General features: G+C 69.1%; 24 protein-coding genes. 17 read left to right on the forward strand and 7 right to left on the reverse strand.

Annotated features, from left to right (window positions below; all coding sequences use genetic code 11):
- Window positions 1-73: 73 nt before the first annotated feature.
- From AC1PMG_RS00390 to AC1PMG_RS00430, 9 genes are all read left to right on the forward strand, one after another.
- Window positions 74-898 (forward strand): 2-keto-4-pentenoate hydratase, encoded by an 825-nt coding sequence (locus tag AC1PMG_RS00390; protein ID WP_481110248.1) that lies wholly within the window; start codon window positions 74-76, stop codon window positions 896-898.
- Between the two features lie 34 nt (window positions 899-932).
- On the forward strand, window positions 933-1,934 hold the full coding sequence (locus tag AC1PMG_RS00395) for a TRAP transporter substrate-binding protein (RefSeq protein WP_481110249.1): 1,002 nt from the start codon (window positions 933-935) through the stop codon (window positions 1,932-1,934).
- Between the two features lie 10 nt (window positions 1,935-1,944).
- Window positions 1,945-2,463: a TRAP transporter small permease gene (locus tag AC1PMG_RS00400; RefSeq protein ID WP_481110250.1), complete on the forward strand. Its 519-nt coding sequence runs from the start codon at window positions 1,945-1,947 to the stop codon at window positions 2,461-2,463.
- Window positions 2,464-2,465: 2 nt separating this feature from the next.
- On the forward strand, window positions 2,466-3,749 hold the full coding sequence (locus AC1PMG_RS00405) for a TRAP transporter large permease (protein ID WP_317844240.1): 1,284 nt from the start codon (window positions 2,466-2,468) through the stop codon (window positions 3,747-3,749).
- 188 nt (window positions 3,750-3,937) lie between these two features.
- Window positions 3,938-4,996, forward strand: coding sequence for a LacI family DNA-binding transcriptional regulator (locus AC1PMG_RS00410; protein ID WP_017907811.1), 1,059 nt, complete (start codon window positions 3,938-3,940; stop codon window positions 4,994-4,996).
- Between the two features lie 591 nt (window positions 4,997-5,587).
- Window positions 5,588-5,977, forward strand: coding sequence for a VOC family protein (locus AC1PMG_RS00415; protein WP_481110251.1), 390 nt, complete (start codon window positions 5,588-5,590; stop codon window positions 5,975-5,977).
- A 160-nt stretch (window positions 5,978-6,137) separates the two neighbouring features.
- Entirely contained in the window at window positions 6,138-6,992 is an 855-nt protein-coding gene (kduI, locus tag AC1PMG_RS00420; protein WP_481110252.1) for a 5-dehydro-4-deoxy-D-glucuronate isomerase, read from the forward strand.
- A gap of 62 nt (window positions 6,993-7,054) precedes the next feature.
- Complete coding sequence (gene kduD, locus AC1PMG_RS00425) at window positions 7,055-7,810, forward strand: 2-dehydro-3-deoxy-D-gluconate 5-dehydrogenase KduD (protein WP_010343054.1); 756 nt, start codon at window positions 7,055-7,057, stop codon at window positions 7,808-7,810.
- A 128-nt stretch (window positions 7,811-7,938) separates the two neighbouring features.
- Entirely contained in the window at window positions 7,939-8,595 is a 657-nt protein-coding gene (locus tag AC1PMG_RS00430) for an RpiB/LacA/LacB family sugar-phosphate isomerase (protein WP_026144165.1), read from the forward strand.
- A gap of 79 nt (window positions 8,596-8,674) precedes the next feature.
- Here AC1PMG_RS00430 and AC1PMG_RS00435 read toward each other — a convergent pair whose 3' ends face one another.
- The gene (locus AC1PMG_RS00435; RefSeq protein ID WP_481110253.1) at window positions 8,675-9,193 is read right to left on the reverse strand and encodes a hypothetical protein; all 519 of its coding nucleotides are present in this window, start codon (window positions 9,191-9,193) and stop codon (window positions 8,675-8,677) included.
- 426 nt (window positions 9,194-9,619) lie between these two features.
- Here AC1PMG_RS00435 and AC1PMG_RS00440 point away from each other — a divergent pair, with 426 nt between their 5' ends.
- The 3 genes from AC1PMG_RS00440 to AC1PMG_RS00450 are packed head-to-tail and all read left to right on the forward strand — an operon-like array spanning window position 9,620 to window position 11,462.
- Window positions 9,620-10,414 carry a CsgG/HfaB family protein gene (locus AC1PMG_RS00440; protein WP_342074789.1) on the forward strand — a complete coding sequence of 265 codons (795 nt, stop codon included), beginning with the start codon at window positions 9,620-9,622 and terminating at the stop codon, window positions 10,412-10,414.
- A gap of 20 nt (window positions 10,415-10,434) precedes the next feature.
- Window positions 10,435-10,806 (forward strand): DUF4810 domain-containing protein, encoded by a 372-nt coding sequence (locus AC1PMG_RS00445; RefSeq protein WP_481110254.1) that lies wholly within the window; start codon window positions 10,435-10,437, stop codon window positions 10,804-10,806.
- Window positions 10,803-11,462, forward strand: a complete 660-nt coding sequence (locus tag AC1PMG_RS00450; RefSeq protein ID WP_481110255.1) for a DUF799 domain-containing protein — start codon at window positions 10,803-10,805, stop codon at window positions 11,460-11,462. Before AC1PMG_RS00445 ends, AC1PMG_RS00450 begins: the two co-directional genes overlap by 4 nt.
- A gap of 54 nt (window positions 11,463-11,516) precedes the next feature.
- On the opposite strand, the gene phhA is transcribed toward AC1PMG_RS00450, so the two are convergent.
- A complete protein-coding gene (gene phhA, locus AC1PMG_RS00455) occupies window positions 11,517-12,407 on the reverse strand; it encodes a phenylalanine 4-monooxygenase (RefSeq protein WP_267084917.1) in 891 nt (296 codons plus the stop codon).
- Between the two features lie 126 nt (window positions 12,408-12,533).
- On the opposite strand from phhA, the gene AC1PMG_RS00460 reads away from it, so the two are divergent.
- Both AC1PMG_RS00460 and AC1PMG_RS00465 read left to right on the forward strand, forming a co-directional pair.
- Window positions 12,534-13,013, forward strand: coding sequence for an Lrp/AsnC family transcriptional regulator (locus tag AC1PMG_RS00460; RefSeq protein WP_184502778.1), 480 nt, complete (start codon window positions 12,534-12,536; stop codon window positions 13,011-13,013).
- 232 nt (window positions 13,014-13,245) lie between these two features.
- Entirely contained in the window at window positions 13,246-15,447 is a 2,202-nt protein-coding gene (locus AC1PMG_RS00465; protein WP_481110256.1) for a TonB-dependent siderophore receptor, read from the forward strand.
- Between the two features lie 248 nt (window positions 15,448-15,695).
- On the opposite strand, the gene AC1PMG_RS00470 is transcribed toward AC1PMG_RS00465, so the two are convergent.
- Both AC1PMG_RS00470 and AC1PMG_RS00475 read right to left on the reverse strand, forming a co-directional pair.
- On the reverse strand, window positions 15,696-16,727 hold the full coding sequence (locus AC1PMG_RS00470; RefSeq protein WP_481110257.1) for a patatin-like phospholipase family protein: 1,032 nt from the start codon (window positions 16,725-16,727) through the stop codon (window positions 15,696-15,698).
- A 208-nt stretch (window positions 16,728-16,935) separates the two neighbouring features.
- Window positions 16,936-17,949, reverse strand: coding sequence for a TIGR00266 family protein (locus AC1PMG_RS00475; RefSeq protein ID WP_481110258.1), 1,014 nt, complete (start codon window positions 17,947-17,949; stop codon window positions 16,936-16,938).
- A 282-nt stretch (window positions 17,950-18,231) separates the two neighbouring features.
- Between AC1PMG_RS00475 and AC1PMG_RS00480 the strand changes: the two genes are divergently transcribed.
- The 3 genes from AC1PMG_RS00480 to AC1PMG_RS00490 are packed head-to-tail and all read left to right on the forward strand — an operon-like array spanning window position 18,232 to window position 22,022.
- Complete coding sequence (locus tag AC1PMG_RS00480; RefSeq protein ID WP_481110259.1) at window positions 18,232-19,401, forward strand: hypothetical protein; 1,170 nt, start codon at window positions 18,232-18,234, stop codon at window positions 19,399-19,401.
- Window positions 19,402-19,411: 10 nt separating this feature from the next.
- Window positions 19,412-19,834: a type 2 periplasmic-binding domain-containing protein gene (locus AC1PMG_RS00485; protein WP_152180925.1), complete on the forward strand. Its 423-nt coding sequence runs from the start codon at window positions 19,412-19,414 to the stop codon at window positions 19,832-19,834.
- Window positions 19,835-19,853: 19 nt separating this feature from the next.
- Window positions 19,854-22,022, forward strand: a complete 2,169-nt coding sequence (locus AC1PMG_RS00490; RefSeq protein WP_481110260.1) for a methyl-accepting chemotaxis protein — start codon at window positions 19,854-19,856, stop codon at window positions 22,020-22,022.
- Between the two features lie 50 nt (window positions 22,023-22,072).
- Here the strand turns inward: AC1PMG_RS00490 and AC1PMG_RS00495 are convergent, their stop codons facing one another.
- The 3 genes from AC1PMG_RS00495 to AC1PMG_RS00505 all read right to left on the reverse strand — a co-directional run bounded on the left by AC1PMG_RS00495 (window position 22,073) and on the right by AC1PMG_RS00505 (window position 24,943).
- Window positions 22,073-22,903, reverse strand: coding sequence for an acid phosphatase (locus tag AC1PMG_RS00495; protein ID WP_481110261.1), 831 nt, complete (start codon window positions 22,901-22,903; stop codon window positions 22,073-22,075).
- Window positions 22,904-23,101: 198 nt separating this feature from the next.
- Complete coding sequence (locus tag AC1PMG_RS00500) at window positions 23,102-23,887, reverse strand: rhomboid family intramembrane serine protease (protein WP_342074882.1); 786 nt, start codon at window positions 23,885-23,887, stop codon at window positions 23,102-23,104.
- A 102-nt stretch (window positions 23,888-23,989) separates the two neighbouring features.
- Window positions 23,990-24,943 (reverse strand): TerC family protein, encoded by a 954-nt coding sequence (locus AC1PMG_RS00505; protein WP_152237224.1) that lies wholly within the window; start codon window positions 24,941-24,943, stop codon window positions 23,990-23,992.
- Between the last annotated feature and the right edge of the window lie 219 nt (window positions 24,944-25,162).

Genomic DNA, 25,162 nt, shown 5'->3' on the forward strand with positions numbered 1-25,162 from the left:
TACCATATACAACGGCGCAACGCGCTGTCGATGCGCGGCGCAGCAATTCCGATCCCCCACATTCCTTGCGGAGATGCCCTTGAGCCTTCCTTCCGGCCCGTCGCAGACGCCACCGCCCGCGTTGGCCGACATCGCGGCCCGCTTCGTCCAGGCCCGTCGCCAGGGCCGCGCGTTGCCCGATTTCCCCGGTGTCATCCCCGACGATCTGGAGACCGCCTACCGCGTGCAGGACCTGGCGATCGCGCAATGGCCGGACCGCGTGGTCGGCTGGAAGGTCGGCTACATCGCCCCCGAGCGTCGCGACCACTCCGGGGACGAGCGCCTGCTGGGCCCGATCTTCGCCGCTGCGCTGTGGAATGCCACCGGTGGAACAACGGACATCCCGGTGTTCGACGGCGGCTTCGGCGCGGTCGAGGCCGAGTACGTGCTGCGCCTGGACGCGGACGTGCCCGCCGACCAGTTGGCCTGGACTCCACAGCAGGCCGCGCAGGTGCCGGCGACGCTGTTCGTCGGCGTCGAGGTGGCGAGCAGCCCGCTGGCCACGATCAACCAGCTGGGGCCGCGCGTGGTCATCTCCGATTTCGGCAACAACAACGGCCTGCTGCTGGGGCCGCAGGTGCCGGACTGGACCGCGCTGGACGAGACCGCGCTGCGCGCCGAGACCTGGATCGAGGGCCAGTGCGTGGGCACCGGCGGCGCCACGCTGTTGCCGGGCGGCCTGCGTGCGGCGTTCGCGTTCGCGCTGGCGCGCTCGGCCAGGCGCGGCCGGCCGCTGCGCCGCGGCGAGCTGATCGCCACCGGCAACGCCACCGGCATCCACGACATCGCCATCGGCCAGCAGGCGACGATCCGCTTCGACGGCTACGGCGAACTTCACTGCAGGGCGGTCGCGGCCTAGGCTGCGACGGCAATGACGCGCGGGAGGGCGCAGCATGATCACTCGTAGACGATTCCTGGGCGCGGGCCTGACCGCGGCGGCCGCGGCCGGCGTGCCGCTGGGCGCGCTGGCGCAGGCCGGCGGTAGCGGTACGCGCCTGCTCACCGCCACCGACGTGCACGTGGCCGACTACCCCACCGTGGAGGCGGTGCGCTGGTTCGGGCAGATCCTGGAGCAGAAGACCGGCGGCCGCCTGCGCCTGCGCGAGTACCACTCCGGCCAGCTCGGTCGCGAGGCGGAGGCGATCGACATGGCCCGCTTCGGCGCCATCGACATCACCCGCGTGTACTCCGGTGCGTTGAACAACGCCTTCCCGCTGACCCAGGCGCTGTGCCTGCCGTACGTGTTCGACTCGGTGGCGCACCTGCGCCGCGCGATCGACGGCCACGTCGGCGACAGCATCCTGCGCAGCTTCGAACAGCGCGACCTGGTCGGACTGGCGATCTACGACTCCGGCGCGCGCTGCTTCTACAACACCAAGCATCCGCTGCGGCAGCCCAAGGACCTGCACGGGCTCAAGCTGCGCGTGGCGAACTCGGACATCTTCCTCAAGCTGATGCGCATGCTCGGCGCCAACCCGACGCCGATGTCGCTGGGCGAGACCTTCTCGGCGATGGAAACGCACATGATCGACGGCGCCGAGAACAACATGCGCAGCTTCCAGTCCAGCCGCCACTTCGAGGCCGCGCACTACTGGTCGCAGAGCGATCACTCGTACGCGCCGGACGTGCTGGTGATGTCCCGGCGCAGCTTCGAGACGCTGACGCCGGACGAGCGCGCGCTGGTGCTGCAGACGGCGCGGCAGTCGGTGACGGTGATGCGCCGGCTGTGGGATGCCTCCGAGGCGCAGGCGCGGCAGCAGGTGATCGACTACGGCGTGGCCATCAACGAGGTGGACATGCCGGCCTTCCGCAAGGCCGCCGCGCCGCTGCTGGCCGAGTACCGGCAGCAGCCGGAGATCGAAGCCCTCTACCGCCGCATCCGCGATTTCGCCTGAGCCCATGCCGATGACCGACCACGCCCCCGCCCTCCCGGTGCCGCCGCTGCAGCGGCTGCTGGACCGGATCGCCAACCTCGCCATCGGCACCGCCGCCGCCGCCCTGCTCGGGCTGGTGGTGGTGCAGGGCTGGCAGGTGTTCACCCGCTACGTGCTCAACGACTCGCCGAGCTGGACCGAGCCGGTGACGCTGCTGCTGCTGAGCACGGCGATGAGCCTGGGCGCCGCCGCCGGCGTGCACACCCGCCGCCATTTCGGCTTCTTCCTGCTGGCCGAGACGCTGCATGCCAGCCTGCGCCGCCTGATCGACCTGGTGCGCCCGCTGCTGGTGGCCGCCATCGGTGCGGTGATCGCGTGGTGGGGCGCGGTGCTGCTGCTGGACGGGCTGGACATCAAGATGGCCGGCGCGCAGATGCCGCAGAGCATCAACTACCTGCCGCTGTCGATCGGCGGCGCGCTGATGAGCGTGTTCGCGCTGTACCAGGCCTGGCGGGTGCTGCGCCCGGGCACCATCGTGGGGAGGAACTGAGCATGGCCATCGCCATCCTGTTGGGATTGTTCGTGGTGCTGCTGCTGATCGGCGTGCCGGTGGCGTATGCGCTGGGCACGGCCGCACTGGCCACGCTGCTGTATCTGGACCTGCCGGCGGTGGTGCTGGTGCAGCAGATCTCCGCCGGCAGCGGCTCGGCGTCGCTGATCGCGATCCCGTTGTTCATCTTCGCCGGCGAACTGATGCTGCGCGGCGGCATCTCCGACCGCCTGATCGCGCTGGCGTCCTCGCTGGTCGGGCGCATGCGCGGCGGCCTGGGCCAGGTCAGCGTGCTGTCCTCGCTGTTCTTCGGCGGCGTGTCCGGCTCGGCCATCGCCGACGTCTCGGCGGTCGGCGGCACCATGATTCCGCAGATGATCAACCGCGGTTACGACCGCGACTACGCGGTCAACGTCAGCATGACCGCGGCGCTGGTGGCGCTGCTGGTGCCGCCCTCGCACAACCTGATCCTGTTCTCGGCCGCGGCCGGTGGCGGCCTGTCGATCGCCGACCTGTTCGCCGCCGGCATCGTCCCGGCGCTGCTGATGACCGCGGCGATGATGCTCACCGGCTACGCGGTGGCGCGCTCGCGCGGCTACGGCACCGAGGCGTTCCCGGGCTGGCGCGCGGTGGCGCTGCGCCTGGTCGGGGCGCTGCCGGGCCTGGGCCTGGTGGCGTTGATCTTCGTCGGCATCCGCGCCGGCATCTTCACCGCGGTGGAGAGCGCGGCGATCGCGGTGGTGTACGCGCTGCTGGTCACCGCGCTGCTGTACCGGCAGCTGCGCTGGGCCGAGTTCTTCGCCGCGGTGACGCATGCCGCGCGCACCACCGGGGTGATCCTGTTCGTGATCGCCACCGCGGCGGTGTTCGGCTGGCTGCTGGCCTACCTGCAGGTGCCGGCGGCGGCGGTGCACTTCCTGCAGTCCATCGCCCACAGCCAGCACACCGTGCTGCTGATGATCGTGGTGATGCTGCTGCTGCTGGGCATGTTCATGGACCTGGCGCCGAAGATCCTGATCTGCACGCCGATCTTCCTGCCGGTGGCCAAGGCCTACGGCATCGATCCGATCCACTTCGGCCTGGTGATGGTGCTGGCCGGCGGCATCGGCCTGATCACCCCGCCGGTGGGCTCGGTGCTGTTCATCGGCACCTCGATCGGGCAGATCACCGTGGCCCAGAGCATGCGCACCATCTGGCCGTTCTGGCTGGCGGCGCTGTGCGTGCTGCTGATCGTGGCGTTCTTCCCGGAACTGTCGCTGTGGCTGCCGCGCGCGCTGCGCGCCTGAGCCGGCCCGGCGGCGCCGGGTCGCGCCAGGCGGATGACCGCGGGCCGTTCGCGCCGATCGCTGCTGCCGGCCTTGGCGGCGCCGCGGCCGGTCGCCGGGGCGGTGCGCCTACACCGCTTCCGTGACCGTGCGCTGGAGCGAACATGACACCCAGTAGAATCCCCTTTCTTTCGCCCGGTTTTCCGTCCATGGCGCCGAACAAGCCCCGTTCCGTCGATGCTCCCGCTTCCGCCCACGGCAAGGCCGCGACGATCAACGACATCGCGCGCCTGTCCGGGGTGTCGAAGAAGACCGTGTCGCGGATCATCAACAACTCGCCGCTGGTGCGCAAAGACACCCGCGAGAAGGTCGAGGCGCTGATGCGCGAGGTCGGCTACGCGCCGGACCCGCTGGCGCGCGGGCTGGCGTTCCGCCGCTCGTTCCTGATCGGCATGGTCTACGACAACCCCACCGCGCAGTACATCGTGGACATGCAGTACGGCGCGCTGGACGCGCTGCGCGGCTCCAGCTTCGAGCTGGTGGTGCATCCCTGCGACAGCCGCAGTCCCGGCTACATCGAGGGCGTGCGCCGCTTCGTGCAGCAGCAGAAGCTGCACGGGGTGATCCTGGTGCCGCGCGCCTCCGAGGACCAGGCGCTGGCGGACATGCTCGCCGGCATCGGCGTGCGCTACACCCGCATCGCCTCGCTGCCGCTGGACGACACCTCGCAGATGGTGGTCACCCACGACCGCGACGGCGCCGCCGAGGCCGCCGACTACCTGCTGTCGCTGGGCCACCGCGACATCGCCCTGATCACCGGCCCCAGCGCCTACCGCTCCGCGCACGAGCGCACCGCCGGCTTCATCGACGCGCTGACCCGGCGCGGCATCGAACTACCGCCGGCGCGCATCGTCGAGGCCGGCTACACCTTCGAATCGGGCGTGGCCGCGGCGGAAAAGCTGCTGCTGGGCAAGCAGCGCCCCAGCGCGATCTTCACCGGCAACGACGAAATGGCCGCCGGCGTGTACAAGGTCGCCCTGCGCGCCAACATCAACATCCCACGCCAGCTGTCGATCATCGGCTACGACGACAGCCCGCTGGCCTCGCGGCTGTGGCCCTCGCTGACCTCGGTGCGCCGGCATACCCGCGACACCGGCCGCACCGCCGCGGCCATGCTGATCCAGCCCGAGGGCACGCCGTCGCTGGCGGTGGCCAGCGTGCGCCCGCACCTGATCGTGCGCGACTCCTGCCAGCCGCCGGAAGACTGAGCGCGGCGGCGCGGCGAGTTGCCGCGCGCGCGACACGCTGGCGCGAGTGGTGGTGGCGAGCGGGGTGTTGGCCTGCCAGGCGCTAGCGGAGACGGGCATGATCCGTGATCGTGATCCGTCGCTGCGGGAGCGGCGTCAGCGACCTGCGATACGGGTGTCAGGCGCATTGGAGTTAGCGGTCAAGCGGCCGCGACAAGCGAAGCTGAAAGCCGCCTGACACCCTCCGTCGTCGGGACTGAAGTCCCTCCCACAGTGCACCCGGCGGGCTCGCCGCAAGCCCCTGTGGGAGCGGCTTCAGCCGCGACGCGCAAGAACCGAACTGCCGCGGCGAACGATTCCCAGGAGACCGGGAGCCGTTCCCAAGCAAGCAGTGAAGCGCCCGCTGACCGCGGGGCGTGCGCGCTTCAACGCCATCCATGCGTCATACCCACATGTCGGCCAGGGCACGTGTCCCATCCCCGCCTCCCGACCCGTCGCAAACGGTCTACACTGCCGCCGACCGTGCGGACACCGCTCCGCCCATCGAAGGCCCGTTCCGTTCCGGCACCGCCCGGGCGGACCCGCGCGGCCTTCCTGCGAGGAGCCTTCGCCATGTCGTCCCCCATCCCCGCCCCCGTCGCGGTCCGTTTCGGCCGCCTGGCGCCGACCGTGCCCGTCGCCGATGTCGCCCGCGCCGTCGCCTTCTACACCGACTGTTTGGGCTTCCGCAGCGTGTTCCAGAACGGCAGCCCGGTCGGTTTCGTGATCCTGAAGAAGGACGACGCCGAACTGCACCTGACCCTGCGCCCCGACCACCGCGGCAGCACCAGCAACGTCGCCCACCTGATGGTCGACGACGCCGCGGCCCTGTACGACAGCCTGCAGGCGCAGGGCGTGCGCATCATCAAGGCGATCCGCGATGCCGACTTCGGCCTGCGCTGCTTCGTCTTCGCCGACCCCGACGGCAACCGCATCGACGTCGGCCAACCCCTGCCGCGCTGAGCCGCTGCGCCGCACGCGCGGCGCAGTGCCTTCCATCCCCAATCCCGAATCCCCAATCCCGGCCCTTCGTGCACTGCGGAATGACACCGGTTTACCAGACCCGCTAGACTGTCCTCCGTGGCGGGCATGCCACATGCCGTCGCCTGCACTGGAGCGCCCCATGTCCCTGTACTGCAAGACCCACTACGCGACCCATCCCGACGCGATCAAGGGCGCCAGCAACGACCAGTTGCGCGACCTGTACCTGCTCAATGGCCTGTTCGTCGACGACGCGGTGACCCTGAAGTACACCCACTACGAGCGCTTCGTGCTCGGCGGCGCCGCCCCGCGCACGCGGGCGCTGACGCTGCCGGCGCAGACCGAACCGGCCTCGGCCGCCGGCCACCCGTTCCTGGAGCGGCGCGAGCTGGGCGTGATCAATGTCGGCGCCGGCAGCGGTACCGTCACCGTCGACGGCACCGCGTATCCGCTGGGCCCGAAGGACGGCCTGTACGTGGCGATGGGCAGCGCCGAGGTGGTGTTCGCCTCCGACGACGCGGCCACGCCCGCGCAGTTCTACCTGGCCTCGACCCCGGCGCACGCGCGCTTCGCCACCAAGCGGCTGTCGATCGCCGAGGCGGTGGCGCTGGACCGCGGCGCGCTGGAGACCAGCAACGAACGCACCATCTACCAGTACATCGTGCCGGCCACCTGCCAGTCCTCGCAGCTGCTGCTGGGCCTGACCGTGCTCAAGCCGGGCAGCGTCTGGAACACCATGCCGCCGCATCTGCACGACCGCCGCAGCGAGGTCTATTTCTACTTCGACCTCGGCGCCAACGACCGCGTCTACCACTTCATGGGCGAGCCGGACGCGCAGCGCCACATCGTGGTGCAGAACAACGAGGCCGTGGTGTCGCCGCCGTGGTCGATCCACATGGGCGCCGGCACCGCCAACTACGCCTTCATCTGGGCGATGGGCGGCGAGAACCTCGACTACACCGACATGCACGTGCTGGACATCTGCCAGCTCAAGTAGGCCGCCGTTCCCGCGCGCCGCTCCCATTCCCGTCGTCCGCATTCCCTCAAGGAGTCCACGCAATGACCCACCCGTTCAGTCTCGAAGGCAAGGTCGCCCTGGTCACCGGCGCCAACACCGGCCTCGGCCAAGGCATCGCCGTGGCGCTGGCGCAGGCCGGCGCCGACATCGCCGCCGCCGGCATCGCCGCGCCCACCGAGACCGAGGCCAAGGTCACCGCGCTGGGCCGCCGCTTCGTCGCCATCGAGGCCAACCTGATCAGCATCGAGCCGGTGCAGCGCATCCTCGACGAGACCTTGGCCGGCCTCGGCCGCCTCGACATCCTGGTCAACAACGCCGGGCTGATCCGCCGCGCCGATGCGGTGGACTTCAGCGAGCAGGACTGGGACGACGTCATGAACGTCAACATCAAGTCCGCGTTCTTCATGTGCCAGGCCGCCGGCCGCCACTTCATCGCCCAGGGCAGCGGCAAGATCATCAACATCGCCTCGATGCTGTCGTTCCAGGGCGGCATCCGCGTGCCCTCGTACACCGCCAGCAAGTCCGGCATCGCCGGCATCACCCGCCTGCTGGCCAACGAATGGGGCGCCAAGGGCGTCAACATCAACGCCATCGCCCCCGGCTACATGGCCACCGACAACACCGCGCAGCTGCGCGCCGACGCCGCGCGCAACCAGGCGATCCTGGACCGCATCCCGGCCGGCCGCTGGGGCGTGCCGGAAGACCTGGGCGGCACCGCAGTGTTCCTGGCCAGCAGCGCCTCGGACTACGTCAACGGCACCGTGATCCCGGTCGACGGCGGCTGGCTCGCCCGCTAACCGCCCTTCCTTCTCCCTCCGGGACCTCGGCCCCCTTTTTGGGGGAAGGTGCCCGTCAGGGCGGATGAGGGTACGTCAGCCAGCCAACCCAGTTTTCTCACTTCAGCAAATTCACCAAAGGACCCCCCATGAAAATCGCCCTAATGAACGAGTTCAGCCAGGCCGCCAAGAACCCGGTGATCCTGCAGCAGCTCAACGACGTCGCCGCCGCGCAGGGCCACAGCGTGTTCAACGTCGGCATGGACGGCGATGCCGACCACCGCCTGACCTACATCCACCTGGGCATCTGCGCCGGCCTGCTGCTCAACGCCGGTGCGGTGGACTTCGTGGTCGCCGGCTGCGGCACCGGCCAGGGCGCGATGATGTCGCTCAACGCGCACCCGGGCGTGTTCTGCGGCTACTGCATCGAGCCGACCGACGCCTACCTGTTCGCCCAGGTCAACAACGGCAACGCGCTGGCGCTGGCCTTCGCCAAGGGCTATGGCTGGGGCGCGGAGATCAACGTACGCTACATCTTCGAGAAGGCCTTCAGCGGCGAGCGCGGCATGGGCTACCCGGCCGAGCGCCGCGAATCGCAGCAGGCCAACGCCGGCATCCTGACCCAGGTCAAGCAGGCCCTGGCCAAGTCCTACCTGGACGGCCTGCGCGCGCTGGACCCGGAACTGGTCAAGCAGGCCGTGGGTGGCCCGCGCTTCCAGCAGTGCTTCTTCGACAACGCCAAGGACGCCGACCTGCGCGCCTTCGTCGCCGGCGTGCTGGGCAAGGCCGACGCCGCCGCGGCCTGAGGTCGCGCACGCCCAGGCGGGTGTGTCCGGTAGCGTGTTCGCCAAACGCCCCGCATCTGCGGGGCGTTGGCATGCGAACTTACTGCACCAGCAGCAGCCCTTCCGCCAGCGGATAGTTCCGCTCCGGGCAGGCAATATGCATGCTGTCCACCACGTAGAACGTCTGGCCCAGCTTCTGCTCGGTATGCACGAGGTAGGTCAGCGTGCCGCGCGGCGCGTACAGCTTGGCAAGGATGCCGTGGCCGACCAGCAAGCGCTTCAGGTCCTTAGCGAAGTTGTTGGCGATGGAGTTGGTCTGGCTCTGCGCGCCGACCTGGCAGGCCATCAGCACGATCTCCTCGAACGACTCCTTGCCCAGCCCCTTGGCCAGCAGTTGCTGCAGGAATGCCTCCGGTGCAAGCCCGGCGAAGACGTTGACGTTGCCGTGCGAATTGATCACCAGGCGCTTGCCGCGCGTCTTGTTGCTGGGCGATAGCGAGGCCGCGTCGAGCAGTGTCAGCGCATGCGATTGGGTTTCGCCGAAGTGGGATTGCAAGGCTTTCAGCTTGGCGCCGCGCTGATCCGCCTGATCGCCGTCCAGGCCGACATAAATGAGCATTTGGGTTCTCCCGACGCACAGGACCGCCAACATGCGTTGGGCGGGAGCATCCGGGAATCCGGGGTGGCCGCGTCGTGGCGCACCGATCTCGCTCGCTGCGCAGCGTAGGGTCGCCGTCGATGGCCCGGGATCGGCGCATTGCCTATTCTCCGCTGTGTACTGGCCGATCTCTGGCGCGGTGCAGTGTGCCGCAGCGCGATGGCGCAGCATCCAGGTTCGGCGACCGAGACAACACGGCCCGTGCACGCCTGCATTGCGACGGGCCCGCAAAAAATTTCTAAAGTTCCACCTAGCGCCGCCGATACCCATCACCTAGCTGGGTCCCGCTGCGTCGCGGGACGACATGGATTTTTCTTTCCCTGCCCTGCGCAGGATGGTCATGGAGCGACATCGATCTTCCGCTGTGCCTGTTTCCTGTTCTCGCCGATGGCCCGGCTCGCGTCGTACGCGTGCGGTCGTGCATGCCTGTCGCATGCAGCGACGCTGGGCAAGGATAGGGCCGCCGGCGAATGGTTTTTTCGTAGCTGTATCAACAAGGGGCAATCGATGAAGAACAGTGTGATCAAGGGGACCATGGGGTTGACGCTTGCGTTGGGCCTGGCGGCCTGCGCGACCGAAACCCATCAGAGCGTCAAACCGCAGACCGTTGCGGCGGCCAGCGTGCCTTACGCCGGCGCACGCGCACCGATCGCGGTGGGCAAGTTCGACAACCGCTCGTCCTTCATGCGTGGCCTGTTTTCCGATGGCGCAGATCGTCTGGGTAGCCAGGCCAAGACCATCCTGATCACCCACTTGCAACAGACCAATCGCTTCCGCGTGCTGGATCGCGACAACATGGGCGAGATCAAGCAGGAAGCGCAGATCAAGGGGCAGGCACAGCAACTCAAGGGCGCCGATTACGTCCTCACCGGCGACGTGACCGAGTTCGGCCGCAAGGAGACCGGCGATACGCAGCTGTTCGGCATCCTCGGACGCGGCAAGCAGCAGCAGGCCTATGCGAAGGTCAGCCTGAACGTGGTCGATAGTGCGACGTCCGAAGTGGTGTATTCGGTCCAGGGTGGCGGCGAGTACACGTTGTCCAACCGCGAGGTCGTCGGTTTTGGCGGGACCTCCAGCTACGACTCCACGCTCAACGGCAAAGTCCTGGATCTGGCGATCCGCGAGGCTGTCAACAATCTCACCGCCGCGGTCGACTCCGGCGCATGGAAGCCGGTCAAGTGACCCGCAACGGACCCTCGCACATGAACACCATCAACGTCCGCAAGCGGTTCTGGCTTGGCGCGTGCGCCATGCTCGCGCTGGTCGGCTGTGCCCACCAGAGCGCATCGCTCTACCAGTGGGGCAGCTACCAGGATCAGGTCTACAGCCATTTCAAGGGCGATAGCCCGGAGCAACAGATCCAGGCGCTGGAAAAGGACCTGCAGGTGATGCAGGCCGCCAACCGCAGGCCGCCGCCTGGACTGCAGGCGCATCTGGGGATGCTCTATGCCGAAACCGGCAACGATGCCAAGGCCCAGCAGCAACTCCTCGCCGAGAAGACGCAGTACCCCGAATCCACCACGTACATCGATCTGTTGCTGAAGAACGCCAGCACCGCGAGGAGCGCGCAATGAAGAACGTCGCAAGAATGGCCTGCGTGGCTGTGCTTGGCCTGCTGCTGAGCGCTTGCGCGACGCAGCCGATGTCCCGCGATTACAGCGCGTACAAGGCCAGCAAGCCCCGGTCGATCCTGGTCCTGCCGCCGGTCAGCCATGCCCCGGATGTCAACGCCAGCCTGAGCGTGCTGTCGGTGACCACGCTGCCGTTGGCCGAAGCCGGCTACTACGTGATGCCGGTGGCGCCGGTCTACGAGACCTTCAAGCAGAACGGCATCACGGTGGCCGACGAGGCGCAGGCGATCGCGCCGGAGAAGCTGCGCGAGATCTTCGGAGCCGACGCTGCCTTGTACATCACCGTGGAAAAGTACGGTGCCGTGTATCAGATCATCAACAGCGTGGTCGTCGTCTCGGCCAACGCCAAGCTGGTGGATCTTCGCACCGGCACGGTGCTGTGGCAGGGCCAGGCACAGGCGTCGAGCGGCGAAAATCAGAACAACGCTGGTGGCGGCCTGGTCGGGATGTTGGTGACGGCTGCGATCAATCAGGTCGTCAACCAGGTCACCGACCAAGGGCATCAGATGGGTAACGTGGCCAGCCAGCGTCTGCTCTCCGCCGGCCACCCTGGCGGTCTGCTGTACGGACCCTACAACCCGAAGTACGGTACCGATTGACCCTGCGCCATGTCCGTCTCCGTCAAGCTCGGCGGAGACGGACATCGCCCCACCTCACACGTCGCCGCCGTCCGCCCAGCCTTCGCCGCTGCCGGCATGGAACACGCGGTCCTGCGCCTGCACCTGGCCGGCCGGCAGATGCGCCTGGTCGGCCAGTGCCGCATAGATCGGGGTGAAATCCGGCGAGGTCGCCTGCATCAGCTGTTCGAAGCTGTCGATGACGAAGTAGGTCTTCTGGTAGGTGTCGATGCGGTAGCGGGTGCGCATGATCCGCTGCAGGTCGAAGCCGATGCGGTTGGGCGCGTCCGACTCCAGCGAGTACAGCGATTCGCCCTTCGACGAGACGATGCCGGCGCCGTAGATGCGCAGGCCGTCGGGGGTGTCGATCAGGCCGAACTCCACCGTGTACCAGTACAGCCGGGTCAGGTTCTGCAGCGCGTCCGGACCGATCGCGTGCGCCTTGACGCCGCCGCGGCCGTAGGCCTGCATGTAGTCGGCGAACAGCGGGTTCATCAGCAGCGGCACGTGGCCGAACAGGTCGTGGAACAGGTCCGGCTCGGCGATGTAGTCGATCTGCTCGGGACGGCGGATCCACCAGGTCACCGGGAAGCGGCGGTTGGCCAGGTGGTCGAAGAAGTCCAGCTCCGGCAGCAATCCTTCCACGCCGACCAGGGTCCAGCCGGTGGTCGCCTGCAGCACCGCATTGAGCTCGTCGAAGCGCGGGATCGCCTGCGAACTCATGCCCATCGCGTCCTGCGCCTGCAGGAACTCGGCGCAGGCGCGGCCGACCAGCAGCTCGCGCTGGCGCGTGTACAGCGTGCCCCAGGTGGCGTGGTCGTCGGCGCTGTAGCTGTCCCACGGCTGGGTCACCACGGCCGTGGTGTAGACCGGCACGTAGCCCTTGTCGGTCTGCTGGTGTTCGACGCGGCGCGGTGCGGTGTCCATGGTCGACGCTCCGGAAAGGAATGCCACGATGGTAGGCGCGCGGGCGCGCAATGGGCTTGCGAAGTTGCACGGATCGGCGCGCTAGGCGCAAGATTGTTGCGCAGACGCCATGTTGCAGAGCAATAAATGACCGGATCGCCGACCTTCGACCGCACCGACCTGCGCCTGCTCGCCCTGTTGCAGCGGCAGGGCCGCGCCAGCAATGCCGAGCTGGCGGCGCAGGTGAACCTGTCGCCCTCGGCCTGCCTGCGCCGGGTGCAGCGGCTGGAGGCGGAGGGCGTGGTCGCCGGCTACGCCGCGCGGCTGGTGCCGGCGGCGATCGGCCTGGGCCTGCAGGCCTTCGTGCGCGTGCAGCTGGAGAAGCACGGCCAGAGCGGCATCGCCCATTTCGCCGACAGCGTGCAGGGCTGGGACGAGGTGGTCGCCTGCCATGCGCTGACCGGCGACATGGACTACCTGCTGCACGTCTACGTCCGCGATCTGGCGCACTTCTCCGCGTTCCTGCTGGACAAGTTGCTCAACGCCGCCGGCGTCGCCGACGTCAATTCCAGCTTCGTGCTGCGCACGGTCAAGGACTTCGCCGGCCTGCCGCTGCCGCGCGGCTAGCGGCCCGGCAGCGGCGCGTGCCACTGCGTGTCGGCGCATGGCCGCCCTTGTTAAGTTGTTGCTAACGATTTACATTTGCGTTCTGCGACGGCCATCCACGGCCACAGCCCCTCCGCCAGCCCTGCCGGGCCAGCCACGTCGGTTCCCGCCGTGGAGCGTGGCTGCGCCTGTCCCTTTCCTCCACCGCGGCGCGATCGTGTCGTCGCCGCGCCCCACCCCGCGAGATCGATCCATGCTTCCCTCCGCTCCACGCCGCCTGCTGTCCCTCGCCGTGCTGTCCGCGCTCTCCGCCGCCTCGGCACCGTTGTTCGCCGCCGAGGCCGAGGCCGCGGCCGACGTGCAGCCGACCACGCTGGACAAGGTCGAGGTCAGCGGCAGCCCGAGCCGTGCGCAGCCGTCCACCACCACCCGCCTGCCGCTGACGCTGCAGGAGACGCCGCAGTCGGTGAGCGTGCTGGGGCAGCAGCGGCTGGAAGAGGAATCGCTGTTCAGCGTCAACGACGTCATGCGCAACGTCACCGGCGTCAACGTGTCCTTCTACGACACCCAGCGCCCGCTGTACTTCGCGCGCGGTTTCCAGATCACCGACTTCCAGGTCGACGGCCTGCCCACCTACAGCGGTTCCACCAACCAGGAATACGACATGGTCTTCTACGACCGCGTCGAGGTGATCCGCGGCGCCAACGGCCTGCTCAGCGGCGCCGGCATTCCCTCGGCCACGGTCAACCTGCTGCGCAAGCGCCCCGGCAAGAGCTTCGATGCGTCGTTCGCGGCCTCCCTGGGCACCTGGGACTTCCGCCGCACCCAGGCCGACGTCACCGCGCCGCTGACCGCCGACGGCCGCTTCCGCAGCCGCTTCGTCGCCGCCTGGCAGGACCGCGGCTACTACTACGACCACTACACCGAGCAGAAGATGTCGGGCATGGCGGTGCTGGAAGGCGACCTGACCGACAGCACCACGGTCACCGTCGGCTACCAGCGCCAGGACAACGATCCGGTCGGCTCGACCTGGGGCACGGTGCCGTACTTCTTCGCCGACGGCAGCTTCGCCGACCTGCCGACCTCCACCAACCTGGCGCCGAAGTGGGCGCGCTGGCAGCGCAACACCCGCACCACCTTCGCCAACCTGGAACAGCGCTTCGGCGACAACTGGCTGCTGAAGGTCAACCTGGCGCGCACCGAGGGCGAGGTCGAAAACCTGCGCGTCTACGGCAGCGGCTATCCCAGGCGCGACGGCAGCGGCATCTACCTGCGCGCCGCCGCCGGACAGACCACCGACACCCGCGACGGCCTGGACGTGTACCTGTCCGGCAGCTTCCCGCTGTTCGGCCGCGACCACGACCTGGTCTTCGGCGGCAGCTGGCAGGACCTGCAGTCGAACACGCCGACCCTGGCGCTGCGCTATCCGGGCGACTGGACCACCTGCGGCCGCGAACGCTGCTACTACATCCCCAACGTCTACGACTGGCACGGCGACGTGGGCCAGATCACCACCTCGCGCACCGGCGCGCGGCGCGAAGCGCGCACCACCCAGCGCGGCGTGTACGCCTCCACCCGGCTGCGCCTGGCCGAACCGCTGTCGCTGATCGCCGGCGCACGCCTGAGTTCCTGGCAGACCCGCACCCAGGCCTTCGCCGCCGACGGCAGCTACACCGGCACCAGCGGTCGCTACCGGGTCAGCGACGAGGTCACGCCCTACGTCGGCCTGGTCTACGACATCACCCCGGCCATTTCCACCTACGCCAGCTACACCGAGATCTTCAATCCGCAGAACTACAAGGACAAGGACAACAACCTGCTGGCGCCGGTGCAGGGCTCCAACCTGGAGGCGGGCATCAAGGCGCAGTTGGCCGACGGCCGCGCGCTGCTCAGTGCGGCGGTGTTCGAGGCCAAGCAGGACAACTACGCGGTGCGCGACATGACCCAGCCGGAAGCCTCGCTGCCCGACGGCAGCTCGGCCTACATCGGCGTCGACGGCACCAAGAGCCGCGGCTGGGAACTGGAATACAACGGCGAACTGCGCCCGGGCTGGACGCTCAATGCCGGCTACACCCACGCCAAGGTCACCCGCGCGCCCACCGACGCGATCTACGCGAACCTGCCGGAGGACTACCTGCAGCTGTCCACCCAGGTGCGCTTGCCGGGCGCCTGGCAGCGCCTGAGCCTGGGCGGCGGCGTGAGCTGGCAGAGCGCGGTGCGCGGCTACAACATCCAGCGCCCGCTCGGCGACGGCAGCGCCGCCACGCGCCCGGTCACCGTGGTGCAGGATCCGTACGCGCTGGCGCACTTCAATGCCAACTACCAGCTCAGCACGCAGTGGACCGCGACGCTGGCGGTGACCAATGCATTGAACAAGAAGTACTGGGCCAATCTGGATTACCAGAACTACGGCGAACCGCGCTTCTTCAGCTTTACCTTGCGCTGGCGGTACTGAGCTGCGGCGCAGTAATGGCGTGGCCGCTTGTGCAGGGAGACTGCGCTAGCGGTCGGACCCTCACCCCCGGCCCCTCTCCCGGTGGGAGAGGGGGGCGGTAGGCGGAGCGTGTTGCGCTGATAGTTTCCGCCTGCGGTGGCGGTGCTGAGCGGCGGTGTGGTGCGGGCGGGGCTGCGTGCGCCGCGAGCGGTGCTGGCGGTCGGACCCTCACCCCCGACCCCTCTCCCGGGGGGAGAGGGGAGCAAGCTTCAGTCCTTCTTGCAGGGATCGTCGCGGCGCAGCAGGCGGCCCAGTCGCGACTGCGGCTCGCACGGCGGCGGCGCCGGTTGCGCGGCTTTTGCCGCCGCGGCTGCGGCGGCCGCGCGCTGCTGCTGCAGTTGCGCCAGCTTGGCCTTGATCTGCGGCATCGCTGCCAGCGCGGCCTTTTCGCCTTCCAGGATCGCGGCGTTGCGCTGGGCGAAGTCGGCCGCGCCGATGTCGTTGACCTTGGGCCGGATCACGATGTCGGCGCGGCCCAGTTCCTGCTGGCCCAGGCGCTGGCCCATGATCGCGATCGACTGGTTGACGGTGCCGAGCATGCTGCCCGGGTTCTTGCCGCTGGCCTTGCTGGAGATATCCACGGCGACGACGAAGTCGGCGCCGAGCTGGCGCGCCGCGTCCACCGGCACCGGGCTGACCACGCCGCCGTCCACGTAATGGAACTTGCCGATGGTCACCGGTTCGAACACGCCGGGGATGCTGCTGGACGCGCGCACCGCCTGGCCGGCATTGCCGCGCACGAACACGGTGCGCTCGCCGTCTTCCAGCCGGGTGGCGACCGCGGCGAACGGCTTGGCCAGCTTCTCGATCGGCTTGCCCTTGAGCTGGGCGTTGACGTAGTCCTGCAGCGCCTGGCCCTGCACCAGGCCGCCGGAGAACAGGCGCATGTCGCGGATGCTGCTCTCGTCCAGCGCCACCGCCGCCTGCTGCATCTGGAACGCGTCCATGCCGCTGGCGTAGAGCGCGCCGACCACGCTGCCGGCGCTGGTGCCGGACACCACCGTCGGCTCCAGGCCATTGGCCTGCAGCATCTTGATCACGCCGATGTGGGCGAAGCCCTTGGCCGCACCGCCGCCCAGGGCGATGCCGATGCGCAGCGGCTGGGCCGCCGGCGTGGGCGCCGGTGCGGGTCCGCTCACCACCGGGGCCGGCGGTGCCGGCTTGGGTTCGCCGCCGCAGGCGGCAAGCAGGCCGAACAGGGACAGGGACAGCAGCAGGCGCGGGGAGCGGAACACGGTCATGGATGCGTCGCGAAGGAAGAAGAAGGAAGGAGCCGGCGCGAGGATAGCCGCATCCTCCTGCACCGCCCACGACTGGAGGTCATGGTGTGGTCTGCGCGGGTGATTGAGTGAGGGTGTGGAGGCTTGTACTACGCATTCTGCGAGACGCTGCGCGCCGTACCCTCACCCCAACCCCTCTCCCGGGGGGAGAGGGGCTAAGCATGCCGTCTTAGAAGTTGTTGTCGCCGTCGAGGATCCGGCCGAAGCCGCCCAGCACCGAGCCTTCGCCGCGGTTCTGCCCGCCGCCCTGCGGCGCGGCGGCGAACATGCGTCCGGCCAGGCGCGAGAACGGCAGCGACTGCAGCCACACCTTGCCGGGGCCGGTGAGGGTGGCCAGGAACATGCCTTCGCCGCCGAAGAACATGCTCTTGATGCCGCTGACCGGGCGCACGTCCATGTCCACCGAGGCGTGGAAGGCGACCACGCAGCCGGTGTCCACGTCCAGGCGCTCGCCAGCGGCCAGTTCGCGCTCGATCACGCAGCCGCCGGCGTGCACGAACACCCAGCCGTCGCCCTCGAGCTTCTGCATGATGAAACCTTCGCCGCCGAACAGGCCGGTCATGATCTTGCGCTGGAAATGGATGCCCAGCGACACGCCGCGCGCGCCGGCCAGGAAGCTGTCCTTCTGGCAGATCAGGCGGCCGCCGTGCTGGTCCAGCTTCATCGCCAGCACCGTGCCGGGGTAGGGCGCGGCGAAGGCGACCTTGGCCTTGCCCTGGCCCTGGTGGGTGAACACCGTGGTGAACAGGCTCTCGCCGGTGACCAGGCGCTTGCCGGCCGACAGCAGCTTGCCCATCAGGCCGCCCTGGTTGCCGCCGGAACCGTCGCCGAACACGGTGTCCATCTGCACCGTCGCGTCCTTGAACATCAGCGCGCCGGCCTCGGCCACCGCGCTCTCGCCCGGGTCCAGCTCGATCTCCACGAACTGCATTTCGTGGCCGACGATGCGGAAGTCGATCTCGTCGGCGCGGCCGCCTGCGGCCGGCGGCGGCGGCAGGCCCGGCGGCAGGAACGTCGCGCCGCCCTGCAGGGCGGGAATCTGCGCCACCGGCAGCCAGCCGTTCTGGCCCTGGCTCCAGGCCAGCGCCGTGGGGTTGTTGCGGGCGAAGGTGACTGCATCGGCATCGTCGAACGGGCCGGAGCGGGTCTGTTCGCTGCCGGTCAGAAAGTACCACTGGGTCATGGGCGCAGGTCCTTGGCGGGTCGTGGCGGCGAGTCTAGCGGGCTGCCGCGACGGCCGACATCTGTCCAACGGCAGGGTGGCGGCTGCCACCGCTGGCCGGCCGTCAGGACACACCGCGGCCCGGGTTCTGCGAACCGTTCGTCGTAAAAACCATGACAGCGCTCAAGAACGCGCCGCGAACGCCGTTATCGGCTCACTGCCGTCACGGGCCGCATCCACGGGGATAGGGATGCGGTCGGATCGTCGGCCATCGCCAACCCGCCATGCATCTGGGGAAATTCAATGAAATTCAAGGTTTTACTGTTGAGCGGTGCGCTGGCACTCGCCTCTGCCGGCAATGTCCAGGCCCAGGACGGTCCGGAGCTGTCCTTCAGCGGCTTCGGCACCCTGGGGCTGGTGCATTCCACCGAGGACCACGCCGACTTCGCGCCCGACCTGCAGACCACCGAAGGCGCCGGTGCCAGCCAGCGGACCTCGCCGCGTCCGGACTCGCGCATCGCTGGGCAGGTCAACGCCACCTTTACCGACAAGTTCAGCGGCGTGCTGCAGGTCACCAGCGAGTACGCCGAGCGCGCTTCGTATGCGCCGAAGGTCACCCTGGCCCACGTCAAATACCAGTTCGCCCCGGATTTCTCCGTGCGTGTCGGCCGCATCACCGCGCCGCTGTACATGCTGTCGGAGTACCAGCGCGTCGGCTACGCCACGCCGTGGGTGCGTCCGCCCTACGAGGTCTACAACTACCTGATGGCGATGGACGGCGTGGAAGGCGTGTACACGCGCAATGTCGGCCAGAGCGTGCTCAGCGTGCAGGGCTTCTACGGCCGCATCGATTCCAAGAAGGCCGAAGTGCACGCGATGCGTGGCCTGTCGCTGGTGCTGGACCAGGGCGCCTCCACCTACCGCGTGGCCTACATCAAGGGCAATGCCGACTACCGCACCGACGATCTGGACCGCCTGTTCGGTCTGTACCGCCGGATCAACCCGGCCCTGGCCGAACGCCTGGACACCGTCGGCGTCGCCGGCAGCTTCGCCAGCGCCGGCTACAGCTACGATCCGGGCCCGTGGTTCGCGCGCGCCGAAGTCATCCGCGCCGACTACTCGCCTTCGCTCAACGGCAAGACCACCGCCGGCTACGTGAGCGCCGGTGCGCGCTTCGGCGCGCTGACCCCGTCGCTGACCTACGCCAACGTCGACAAGAAGGCACCGGTGATCGCGCCGGGCGCCGATCCGCTGGGGCTGATGACCCGCGCCGTCGCGCTCGCCGAGAACGGCCGCCACAGCTACACCGCCTCGCTGCGCTGGGACGTGTACGAGAACGTGGCCTTCAAGTTCCAGGCCAGCCACATCGTCAACAACGCCGGCTCGTACGGCAGCCTCGGCAACATCCAGCCGGGTTTCCGTCCTGGCGGCAGCTACAACCTGCTGTCGGCCTCCTTCGATTTCGTGTTCTGAGGACGACACCATGAATGCTTACAAGATTGCCGGCGCTGCGGCGCTGGCCCTGCTGTTCTGCACCGCCGCGCAGGCCGAGGTGGTGGTGGTGATGTCGTCCAAGAGCCCGGTGGACAGCCTGAGCAAGGACCAGGTGTCGCAGATCTTCCTGGCCAAGTCCAACAGCCTGCCGGGTGGCGCGCAGGCCACGCCGATCGACCAGGACGAGGGCGCCAAGGCGCGCGAGGAGTTCTACAAGAAGGTCACCGGCCGCGATGCCGCGCAGCTGAAGTCGTACTGGTCGCAGTTGATGTTCACCGGCAAGGCGCAGCGTCCCAAGCACGTGGCCGGCGACGATGCGGTCAAGAAGGCGGTCGCCGCGTCGCCTGGCGCGATCGGCTACATCGATGCCGGCACGCAGGATGCGAGCGTCAAGGTCGTCTTCAAGCCCTAATTGCCTCCGGAGAGCCTCCATGATGAGACGTCTGCTTTCCCTGCCGTTGTTCTGGAAGATCCTGCTGCCGGCGGCGGTGTCGATCCTGTGCCTGCTGGGCTACATCGGCTTCAGCACCGTGGTGTTCCAGCGCAACAACGGGCATCTGGAGGCGATCCGCGACGTGCACTTCCCGGTGCTGGACACCATGACGCGCAACGTCGCCGCGCTGGACAAGATCATCAATGGACTGAACGGCGCGGCGGCGGCCGGCGACATGGACATGCTCAAGGCGACCGCGCCGATCGCGTCGCAGATCCACGCGTCCTACCAGAAGCTGCAGCAGACCGACCCGGGCAATGCCCGGGAACTGGCGCGGCTGGGCAAGGAGTTCGACGAGTACTACGCGCATGCGGCGGCAGTGGCCGCGGCCTTCGCGCAGCAGCGCGAACCGGATGCGGCGCAGATGGAGGCGATGGCGCCGTCGCTGGAGCGCTATCGCACCCACCTCAACGCGATGCACCACAGCGCCGACGCGCGCTTCCGCGCCACCGTGCAGAACGCCGTGGACAGTTCGATCGCCGCCAGCGTCGGCGGCCTGATCGTGGGCGTGCTCGGCGCACTGGCCTGCATCGCCTTCGGCTGGATCGTGGCGCGCGCCATCACCCGTCCGTTGCGGCGTGCCATCCGCACCGCGCATGCGGTGTCGCAGGGCAAGCTGGACAACCCCATCGCCATCGACAGCGGCGACGAGGTCGGCCAGTTGCTGCAGGCCATGGACAGCATGCAGCGCCAGTTGCGCCGCGTGATCCAGGCACAGACCGAGATGGGCGCGCAGCACGAGGCCGGCGTCACCAGCCACCGCATCGTCGCCAGCGAGTTCCCCGGCGAGTTCGGCAGCATGGTTCAGGCCGGCAATGCCCTGGTCGAGGGGCACATCGCGGTGACCCTGCGTGTGGTCGAGCTGATCAAGCGCTACGCGCGCGGCGACCTGTCGCAGGAACTGGAAGCATTGCCGGGCGAACGCGCGGTCATCACCCAGTCGCTCAACGACGTGCGCCGCAACCTGCTGCGGATCAATGGCGAAATCAAGCGGATGGCGGCGGCGGCGGCGGCCGGCGACTTCACCGCGCGCAGCGACGAGGCCGCCTTCGACTTCGACTTCCGGCAGATCCTGGTCGACCTCAACCAGTTGATGAGCACGGCCGATCGCAACCTCAACGCGCTTTCCTCGCTGCTGCAGGCGGTGGCCAGCGGTGACCTGACCGGGCGCATGCATGGCGAGTTCGAAGGCGTGTTCGCGCGGATGCGCGACGACGCCAATGCCACTGTGGCGCGTCTGACCGAGATCGTCGGCCGCATCCAGCACTCGTCCGCCGCGATCGATGCGGCCGCCGCCGAGATCGCCGCGGGCAACGACGACCTGTCGCGCCGCACCGAGCAGCAGGCGGCGAGCCTGGAAGAAACCGCCGCGTCGATGGAAGAGCTGACCTCCACGGTCAAGCAGAACGCCGAGTACGCGCAGCAGGCCAACCGCCTGGCTGCAGGTGCCGCAGCGGTCGCGGTGCAGGGCGGCAACGTGGTCGGCCAGGTGGTGAGCACGATGGAGGGCATCGCCTCCTCGTCGCGGCGCATCGGCGACATCATCGGCGTCATCGACGGCATCGCCTTCCAGACCAACATCCTCGCGCTCAACGCCGCGGTGGAGGCCGCGCGTGCCGGCGAACAGGGCCGCGGCTTCGCGGTCGTCGCCAGCGAGGTGCGGACGCTGGCCCAGCGCTCGGCCAATGCGGCCAAGGAGATCAAGGGGCTGATCGACGAGTCGGTGGAGCGCGTGGCCGATGGCTCGGCCCTGGTCGGCCAGGCCGGCACCACCATGCAGGAGATCGTCGCCTCGGTGCAGCGCGTCACCGACATCATGGGCGAGATCTCGGCGGCCTCGCGCGAGCAGTCGGCCGGCATCGAACAGGTCAACACCACCGTGGCGCAGATGGACCAGGCCACCCAGCAGAACGCAGCGCTGGTCGAAGAAGCCACGGCCTCTGCGCGCGCCATGGAAGAGGAAGCCGGGCAACTGAGCCAGTCGGTCGCGCTGTTCCGCCTGGGCGCGCCGGCGCCCGCACACAGACCGGCGCAGGTGTCGCGGCTTGCGGAAGATACCGCGACGGCGTCGCCCGCCGTGGCGGTGGAGGACGCGCTCGACGCGTGAGGTGGCGGCTGCCGTGCGCGTGGCCGTCCTGTGGCCGCGCGGCGGTCGCCTTACAGCGCGCTGGCCGGGCGCACCTGCAGAACCTCGTTCTCCGCGGCGCAGTCGCCGGCCGGCGTCTGTCCGGTCGCGCGGGCGGCGGCGATCTCGCGGCGCGCCGCGGTCAGGTCGGCGCTGAAGGCCGGGTCGTCGTGCAGCCGCGCCACCGTGGCCGCACCCATGAAGCGGCCGGCGAGCACGTCGCTTTGCCAATGCACGTTGCACACCAGCCGGCTCTCGCCGTAGTTGCGACCACGCGCGATCAGCGCAGTGGCACGCTCCGGCGCGATCTCGCTCAGGATCAGCGCCCAGGCCCAGCCAATGGCGCTGTGTCCCGACGGATAGGAGCCGCTCTGGCGCAGGTCGTCGAGATCGCCCGGGGTGCACACCGCCTGCTCGTTGCGCAGGAACGGCCGCGCGCGCTGGTACCGGCGCTTGGCCGCCTTGGTGGCGGCACTGGCGTCGATGCGGCTGCGCTCCAGCAGGGTGTACAGATGCGGGGTGTGCTGCGTATCGATCGCCACGCCCAGCGCGCAGGCGAACTGGCCGGCGCCGGTCGGGAAGCTCAGATCGGCATCGCGTGCGGCCTGCTGCCAGCGTGCGCTGCCGCGCAGGGCCAGCGCCTCGCGATTGACCCCCAGGTCCAGCGCCTCGCCGGGCGAGCCGGCCGCTGGTGGCGGCGGCAGCAACTGCAGGCTGTCCGGCACTGTCGCGGCCGGCAGATAGCCCACCGCCTTGGCCGGCGCAGGCGAGGGCGCACGCAGCGCGGGACCGCTGCAGGCGGCCAGTGCGAGCGCCAGCACCACGGCGACGGAGCGGACACGACAGGCGGGCGACACGGGCATGCGAACTCGGACAGCGACGGCGGATCGGTCAGTGTACGGCGCGGCGCAGGGACAGGTCGCCCGAGGCGGCATGCCGCGGCGCGCGATTGCGGGGAGGAGCGGCTTCAGCCGCGACGGGCGTTACCGGGAAGGCCCGTCGCGGCTGAAGCCGCTCCTACGGATGCCGACGGACGTATGGCCGGCATGGCCTTTCCCGCCTCAGCCCCCGTCACGCTCCTCGCGCGGCGGGAAGCGCAGCACCACCCCGCGCGGCGGCGCCGGCGGCGGCTGCCACAGCACCGGCACCTGGGTCGGCGGCGGCGGTTCCAGTTCGTCGTCGGCGACGAGGATCTCGTCGGTGTCCTCCTCGTCCTCCCAGCTGTAGCGCTTGCGTGGCGGCAGCGGATCGCGATGGCGCAGCAGCAGCGCGGCGACCACGCCGCCCACGGCACCGCCCAGGTGCGATTGCCAGGACACCCCGTCCTCGTGCGGCAGCACCGTCACCAGCATGCCGCCGTAGAACAGGAAGGCGATCATGCTGGCGGCGATCGCGGCGCGGTCGCGGCGCAGCAAGGCCAGCACGAACACCAGGAACAGCAGGCCGTGGGCGACGCCGCTGGCGCCCAGGTGATGGCTGCCGGGATCGCCGAGCCACCAGGCGCCCAGGCCCGAGCCCAGCCACAGCAAGGGCAGCCCGGCCAGGGTGGCGCGCGGATACACGCTGCCGGCCAGGGTGCCCAGGATCAGCAGGGCGCCGGCGTTGGCCCCCAGATGCTCGAGCGAGCCGTGCAGCAGCGGTGCGGTCAGTACGCCGAGCAGGCCGGCGGCCGTGTGCGGCGCGACCGCCCAGGGCCGCCAGTCGAACAGGCCCTGGCTGGCGAACACCGCCACCAGCACCGCCACGAAGGCCAGGCTGGCATTGAACGCACGCAGGATCCGCGCGCGGTCGAAGCGGCCCTGCGCATCGGGTTCGGGCGTGGGCGAGGGGAGCGATGAGGTGTCCATGTTCCCTGGATGGCGGCGCCGGGCGTCCAAGGCAAGGCGCCGCCGATGGGAGGGACTGGCCGCGGCCGCGGGACAATCCGCAGCCGCGGCGCCCGCGCCGGGTCAGTGCGCCGGCTTGGCCGGGCGCAGCAGGCTCAGCGCCACGGTGGCGCCGATCACCACTGCCACCGCCAGCAGCGACACCAGTACCGGGATCTTGTACAGGTCGATGATCAGCATCTTGGTGCCGATGAACACCAGCACGATCGCCAGGCCGTAGGGCAGCAGGTGGAAGCGGTCGGCCATGCCCGCCAGCAGGAAGAACATCGCGCGCAGGCCCAGCACCGCGAACACGTTGGAGGTCAGCACGATGAACGGGTCGGTGGTGATCGCGAAGATCGCCGGGATGCTGTCCACCGCGAAGATCACGTCGGTGATCGCGATCAGCATCAGCACCGCGAACAGCGGGGTGAACCAGCGCTTGCCTTCCTGGGTCACGCTCAGCGCGTTGCCGTGGTACTGCGGGGTCAGGCGCAGATGCTTGCGCATGAAGCGCAGCACCGGGTTGGCCTCCAGGTCCGGCTCCTTGCCCGCCGAGAACCACATCTTGATGCCGGTCAGCAGCAGGAACGCGCCGAACACGTACAGCAGCCAGTGGAACTTGGTCAGCAGCACAGAGCCGGCGAAGATCATCACCGCGCGCAGCACGATCGCACCGAGCACGCCGATCACCAGCACGCGCTGGCGCTGCTCCTCCGGCACCGCGAAGTAGCTCATGATCATCAGGAACACGAAGATGTTGTCGACCGCCAGCGACTTCTCGACCAGGTAGCCGGTCAGGAACTCAAGGCCCAGGCGGTTGCCGGTGGCCACGTCGATGGTCTCGCGCAGGTACCACCACAGGCCGGCGTTGAACGCCAGCGCCAGCGCGATCCAGCCGATGCTCCACCACAGCGCTTCCTTGAAGGTGACCTTGTGCGGACCGCCGTGGCGCATCAGCACCAGGTCCGCCAGCAGCGCCACGACCACCACGATCGCGAAACCGCCCCACAACCACACGTTGCCTATCGTTTCCATTGGGAATTTTCCGTCAGTGAACAGGGAACCTCGGGGCCGCGGTGGCGGAGGCGTTCCGGACGGAGACGACGGATGTCGTCCAGAGGGTGCCTTCGCCACAGCGGCGAAGGTCTCGCTCGCAGCCGCTGTACCGGCTGCCGTTGCACCGGAGCCCGCGGGCTCGAATTGACGGCGACAACGTCGGGAGCTACTCCCCTTCTGCGCGCATTCTTGCGGCTG

It is taken from the genome of Xanthomonas sp. NCPPB 2250 (genome assembly GCF_056725265.1).

What these genes read in the sequence shown, in the direction of transcription:
- AC1PMG_RS00415 (WP_481110251.1), top strand. Translation starts at nt 5,588, where the DNA reads ATGTCGTCCCCCATCCCCGCCCCCGTCGCGGTCCGTTTCGGCCGCCTG.
- AC1PMG_RS00445 (WP_481110254.1), top strand. Translation starts at nt 10,435, where the DNA reads ATGAACACCATCAACGTCCGCAAGCGGTTCTGGCTTGGCGCGTGCGCC.
- AC1PMG_RS00440 (WP_342074789.1), top strand. Translation starts at nt 9,620, where the DNA reads ATGGCCCGGCTCGCGTCGTACGCGTGCGGTCGTGCATGCCTGTCGCAT.
- AC1PMG_RS00500 (WP_342074882.1), bottom strand. Translation starts at nt 23,887, where the DNA reads ATGGACACCTCATCGCTCCCCTCGCCCACGCCCGAACCCGATGCGCAG.
- AC1PMG_RS00410 (WP_017907811.1), top strand. Translation starts at nt 3,938, where the DNA reads ATGGCGCCGAACAAGCCCCGTTCCGTCGATGCTCCCGCTTCCGCCCAC.
- AC1PMG_RS00430 (WP_026144165.1), top strand. Translation starts at nt 7,939, where the DNA reads ATGAAAATCGCCCTAATGAACGAGTTCAGCCAGGCCGCCAAGAACCCG.
- AC1PMG_RS00505 (WP_152237224.1), bottom strand. Translation starts at nt 24,943, where the DNA reads ATGGAAACGATAGGCAACGTGTGGTTGTGGGGCGGTTTCGCGATCGTG.
- AC1PMG_RS00405 (WP_317844240.1), top strand. Translation starts at nt 2,466, where the DNA reads ATGGCCATCGCCATCCTGTTGGGATTGTTCGTGGTGCTGCTGCTGATC.
- kduI (WP_481110252.1), top strand. Translation starts at nt 6,138, where the DNA reads ATGTCCCTGTACTGCAAGACCCACTACGCGACCCATCCCGACGCGATC.
- AC1PMG_RS00485 (WP_152180925.1), top strand. Translation starts at nt 19,412, where the DNA reads ATGAATGCTTACAAGATTGCCGGCGCTGCGGCGCTGGCCCTGCTGTTC.
- AC1PMG_RS00470 (WP_481110257.1), bottom strand. Translation starts at nt 16,727, where the DNA reads ATGACCGTGTTCCGCTCCCCGCGCCTGCTGCTGTCCCTGTCCCTGTTC.
- AC1PMG_RS00465 (WP_481110256.1), top strand. Translation starts at nt 13,246, where the DNA reads ATGCTTCCCTCCGCTCCACGCCGCCTGCTGTCCCTCGCCGTGCTGTCC.
- phhA (WP_267084917.1), bottom strand. Translation starts at nt 12,407, where the DNA reads ATGGACACCGCACCGCGCCGCGTCGAACACCAGCAGACCGACAAGGGC.
- AC1PMG_RS00475 (WP_481110258.1), bottom strand. Translation starts at nt 17,949, where the DNA reads ATGACCCAGTGGTACTTTCTGACCGGCAGCGAACAGACCCGCTCCGGC.
- AC1PMG_RS00395 (WP_481110249.1), top strand. Translation starts at nt 933, where the DNA reads ATGATCACTCGTAGACGATTCCTGGGCGCGGGCCTGACCGCGGCGGCC.
- AC1PMG_RS00490 (WP_481110260.1), top strand. Translation starts at nt 19,854, where the DNA reads ATGATGAGACGTCTGCTTTCCCTGCCGTTGTTCTGGAAGATCCTGCTG.
- AC1PMG_RS00450 (WP_481110255.1), top strand. Translation starts at nt 10,803, where the DNA reads ATGAAGAACGTCGCAAGAATGGCCTGCGTGGCTGTGCTTGGCCTGCTG.
- AC1PMG_RS00480 (WP_481110259.1), top strand. Translation starts at nt 18,232, where the DNA reads ATGAAATTCAAGGTTTTACTGTTGAGCGGTGCGCTGGCACTCGCCTCT.
- AC1PMG_RS00400 (WP_481110250.1), top strand. Translation starts at nt 1,945, where the DNA reads ATGACCGACCACGCCCCCGCCCTCCCGGTGCCGCCGCTGCAGCGGCTG.
- AC1PMG_RS00390 (WP_481110248.1), top strand. Translation starts at nt 74, where the DNA reads ATGCCCTTGAGCCTTCCTTCCGGCCCGTCGCAGACGCCACCGCCCGCG.
- kduD (WP_010343054.1), top strand. Translation starts at nt 7,055, where the DNA reads ATGACCCACCCGTTCAGTCTCGAAGGCAAGGTCGCCCTGGTCACCGGC.
- AC1PMG_RS00435 (WP_481110253.1), bottom strand. Translation starts at nt 9,193, where the DNA reads ATGCTCATTTATGTCGGCCTGGACGGCGATCAGGCGGATCAGCGCGGC.
- AC1PMG_RS00495 (WP_481110261.1), bottom strand. Translation starts at nt 22,903, where the DNA reads ATGCCCGTGTCGCCCGCCTGTCGTGTCCGCTCCGTCGCCGTGGTGCTG.
- AC1PMG_RS00460 (WP_184502778.1), top strand. Translation starts at nt 12,534, where the DNA reads ATGACCGGATCGCCGACCTTCGACCGCACCGACCTGCGCCTGCTCGCC.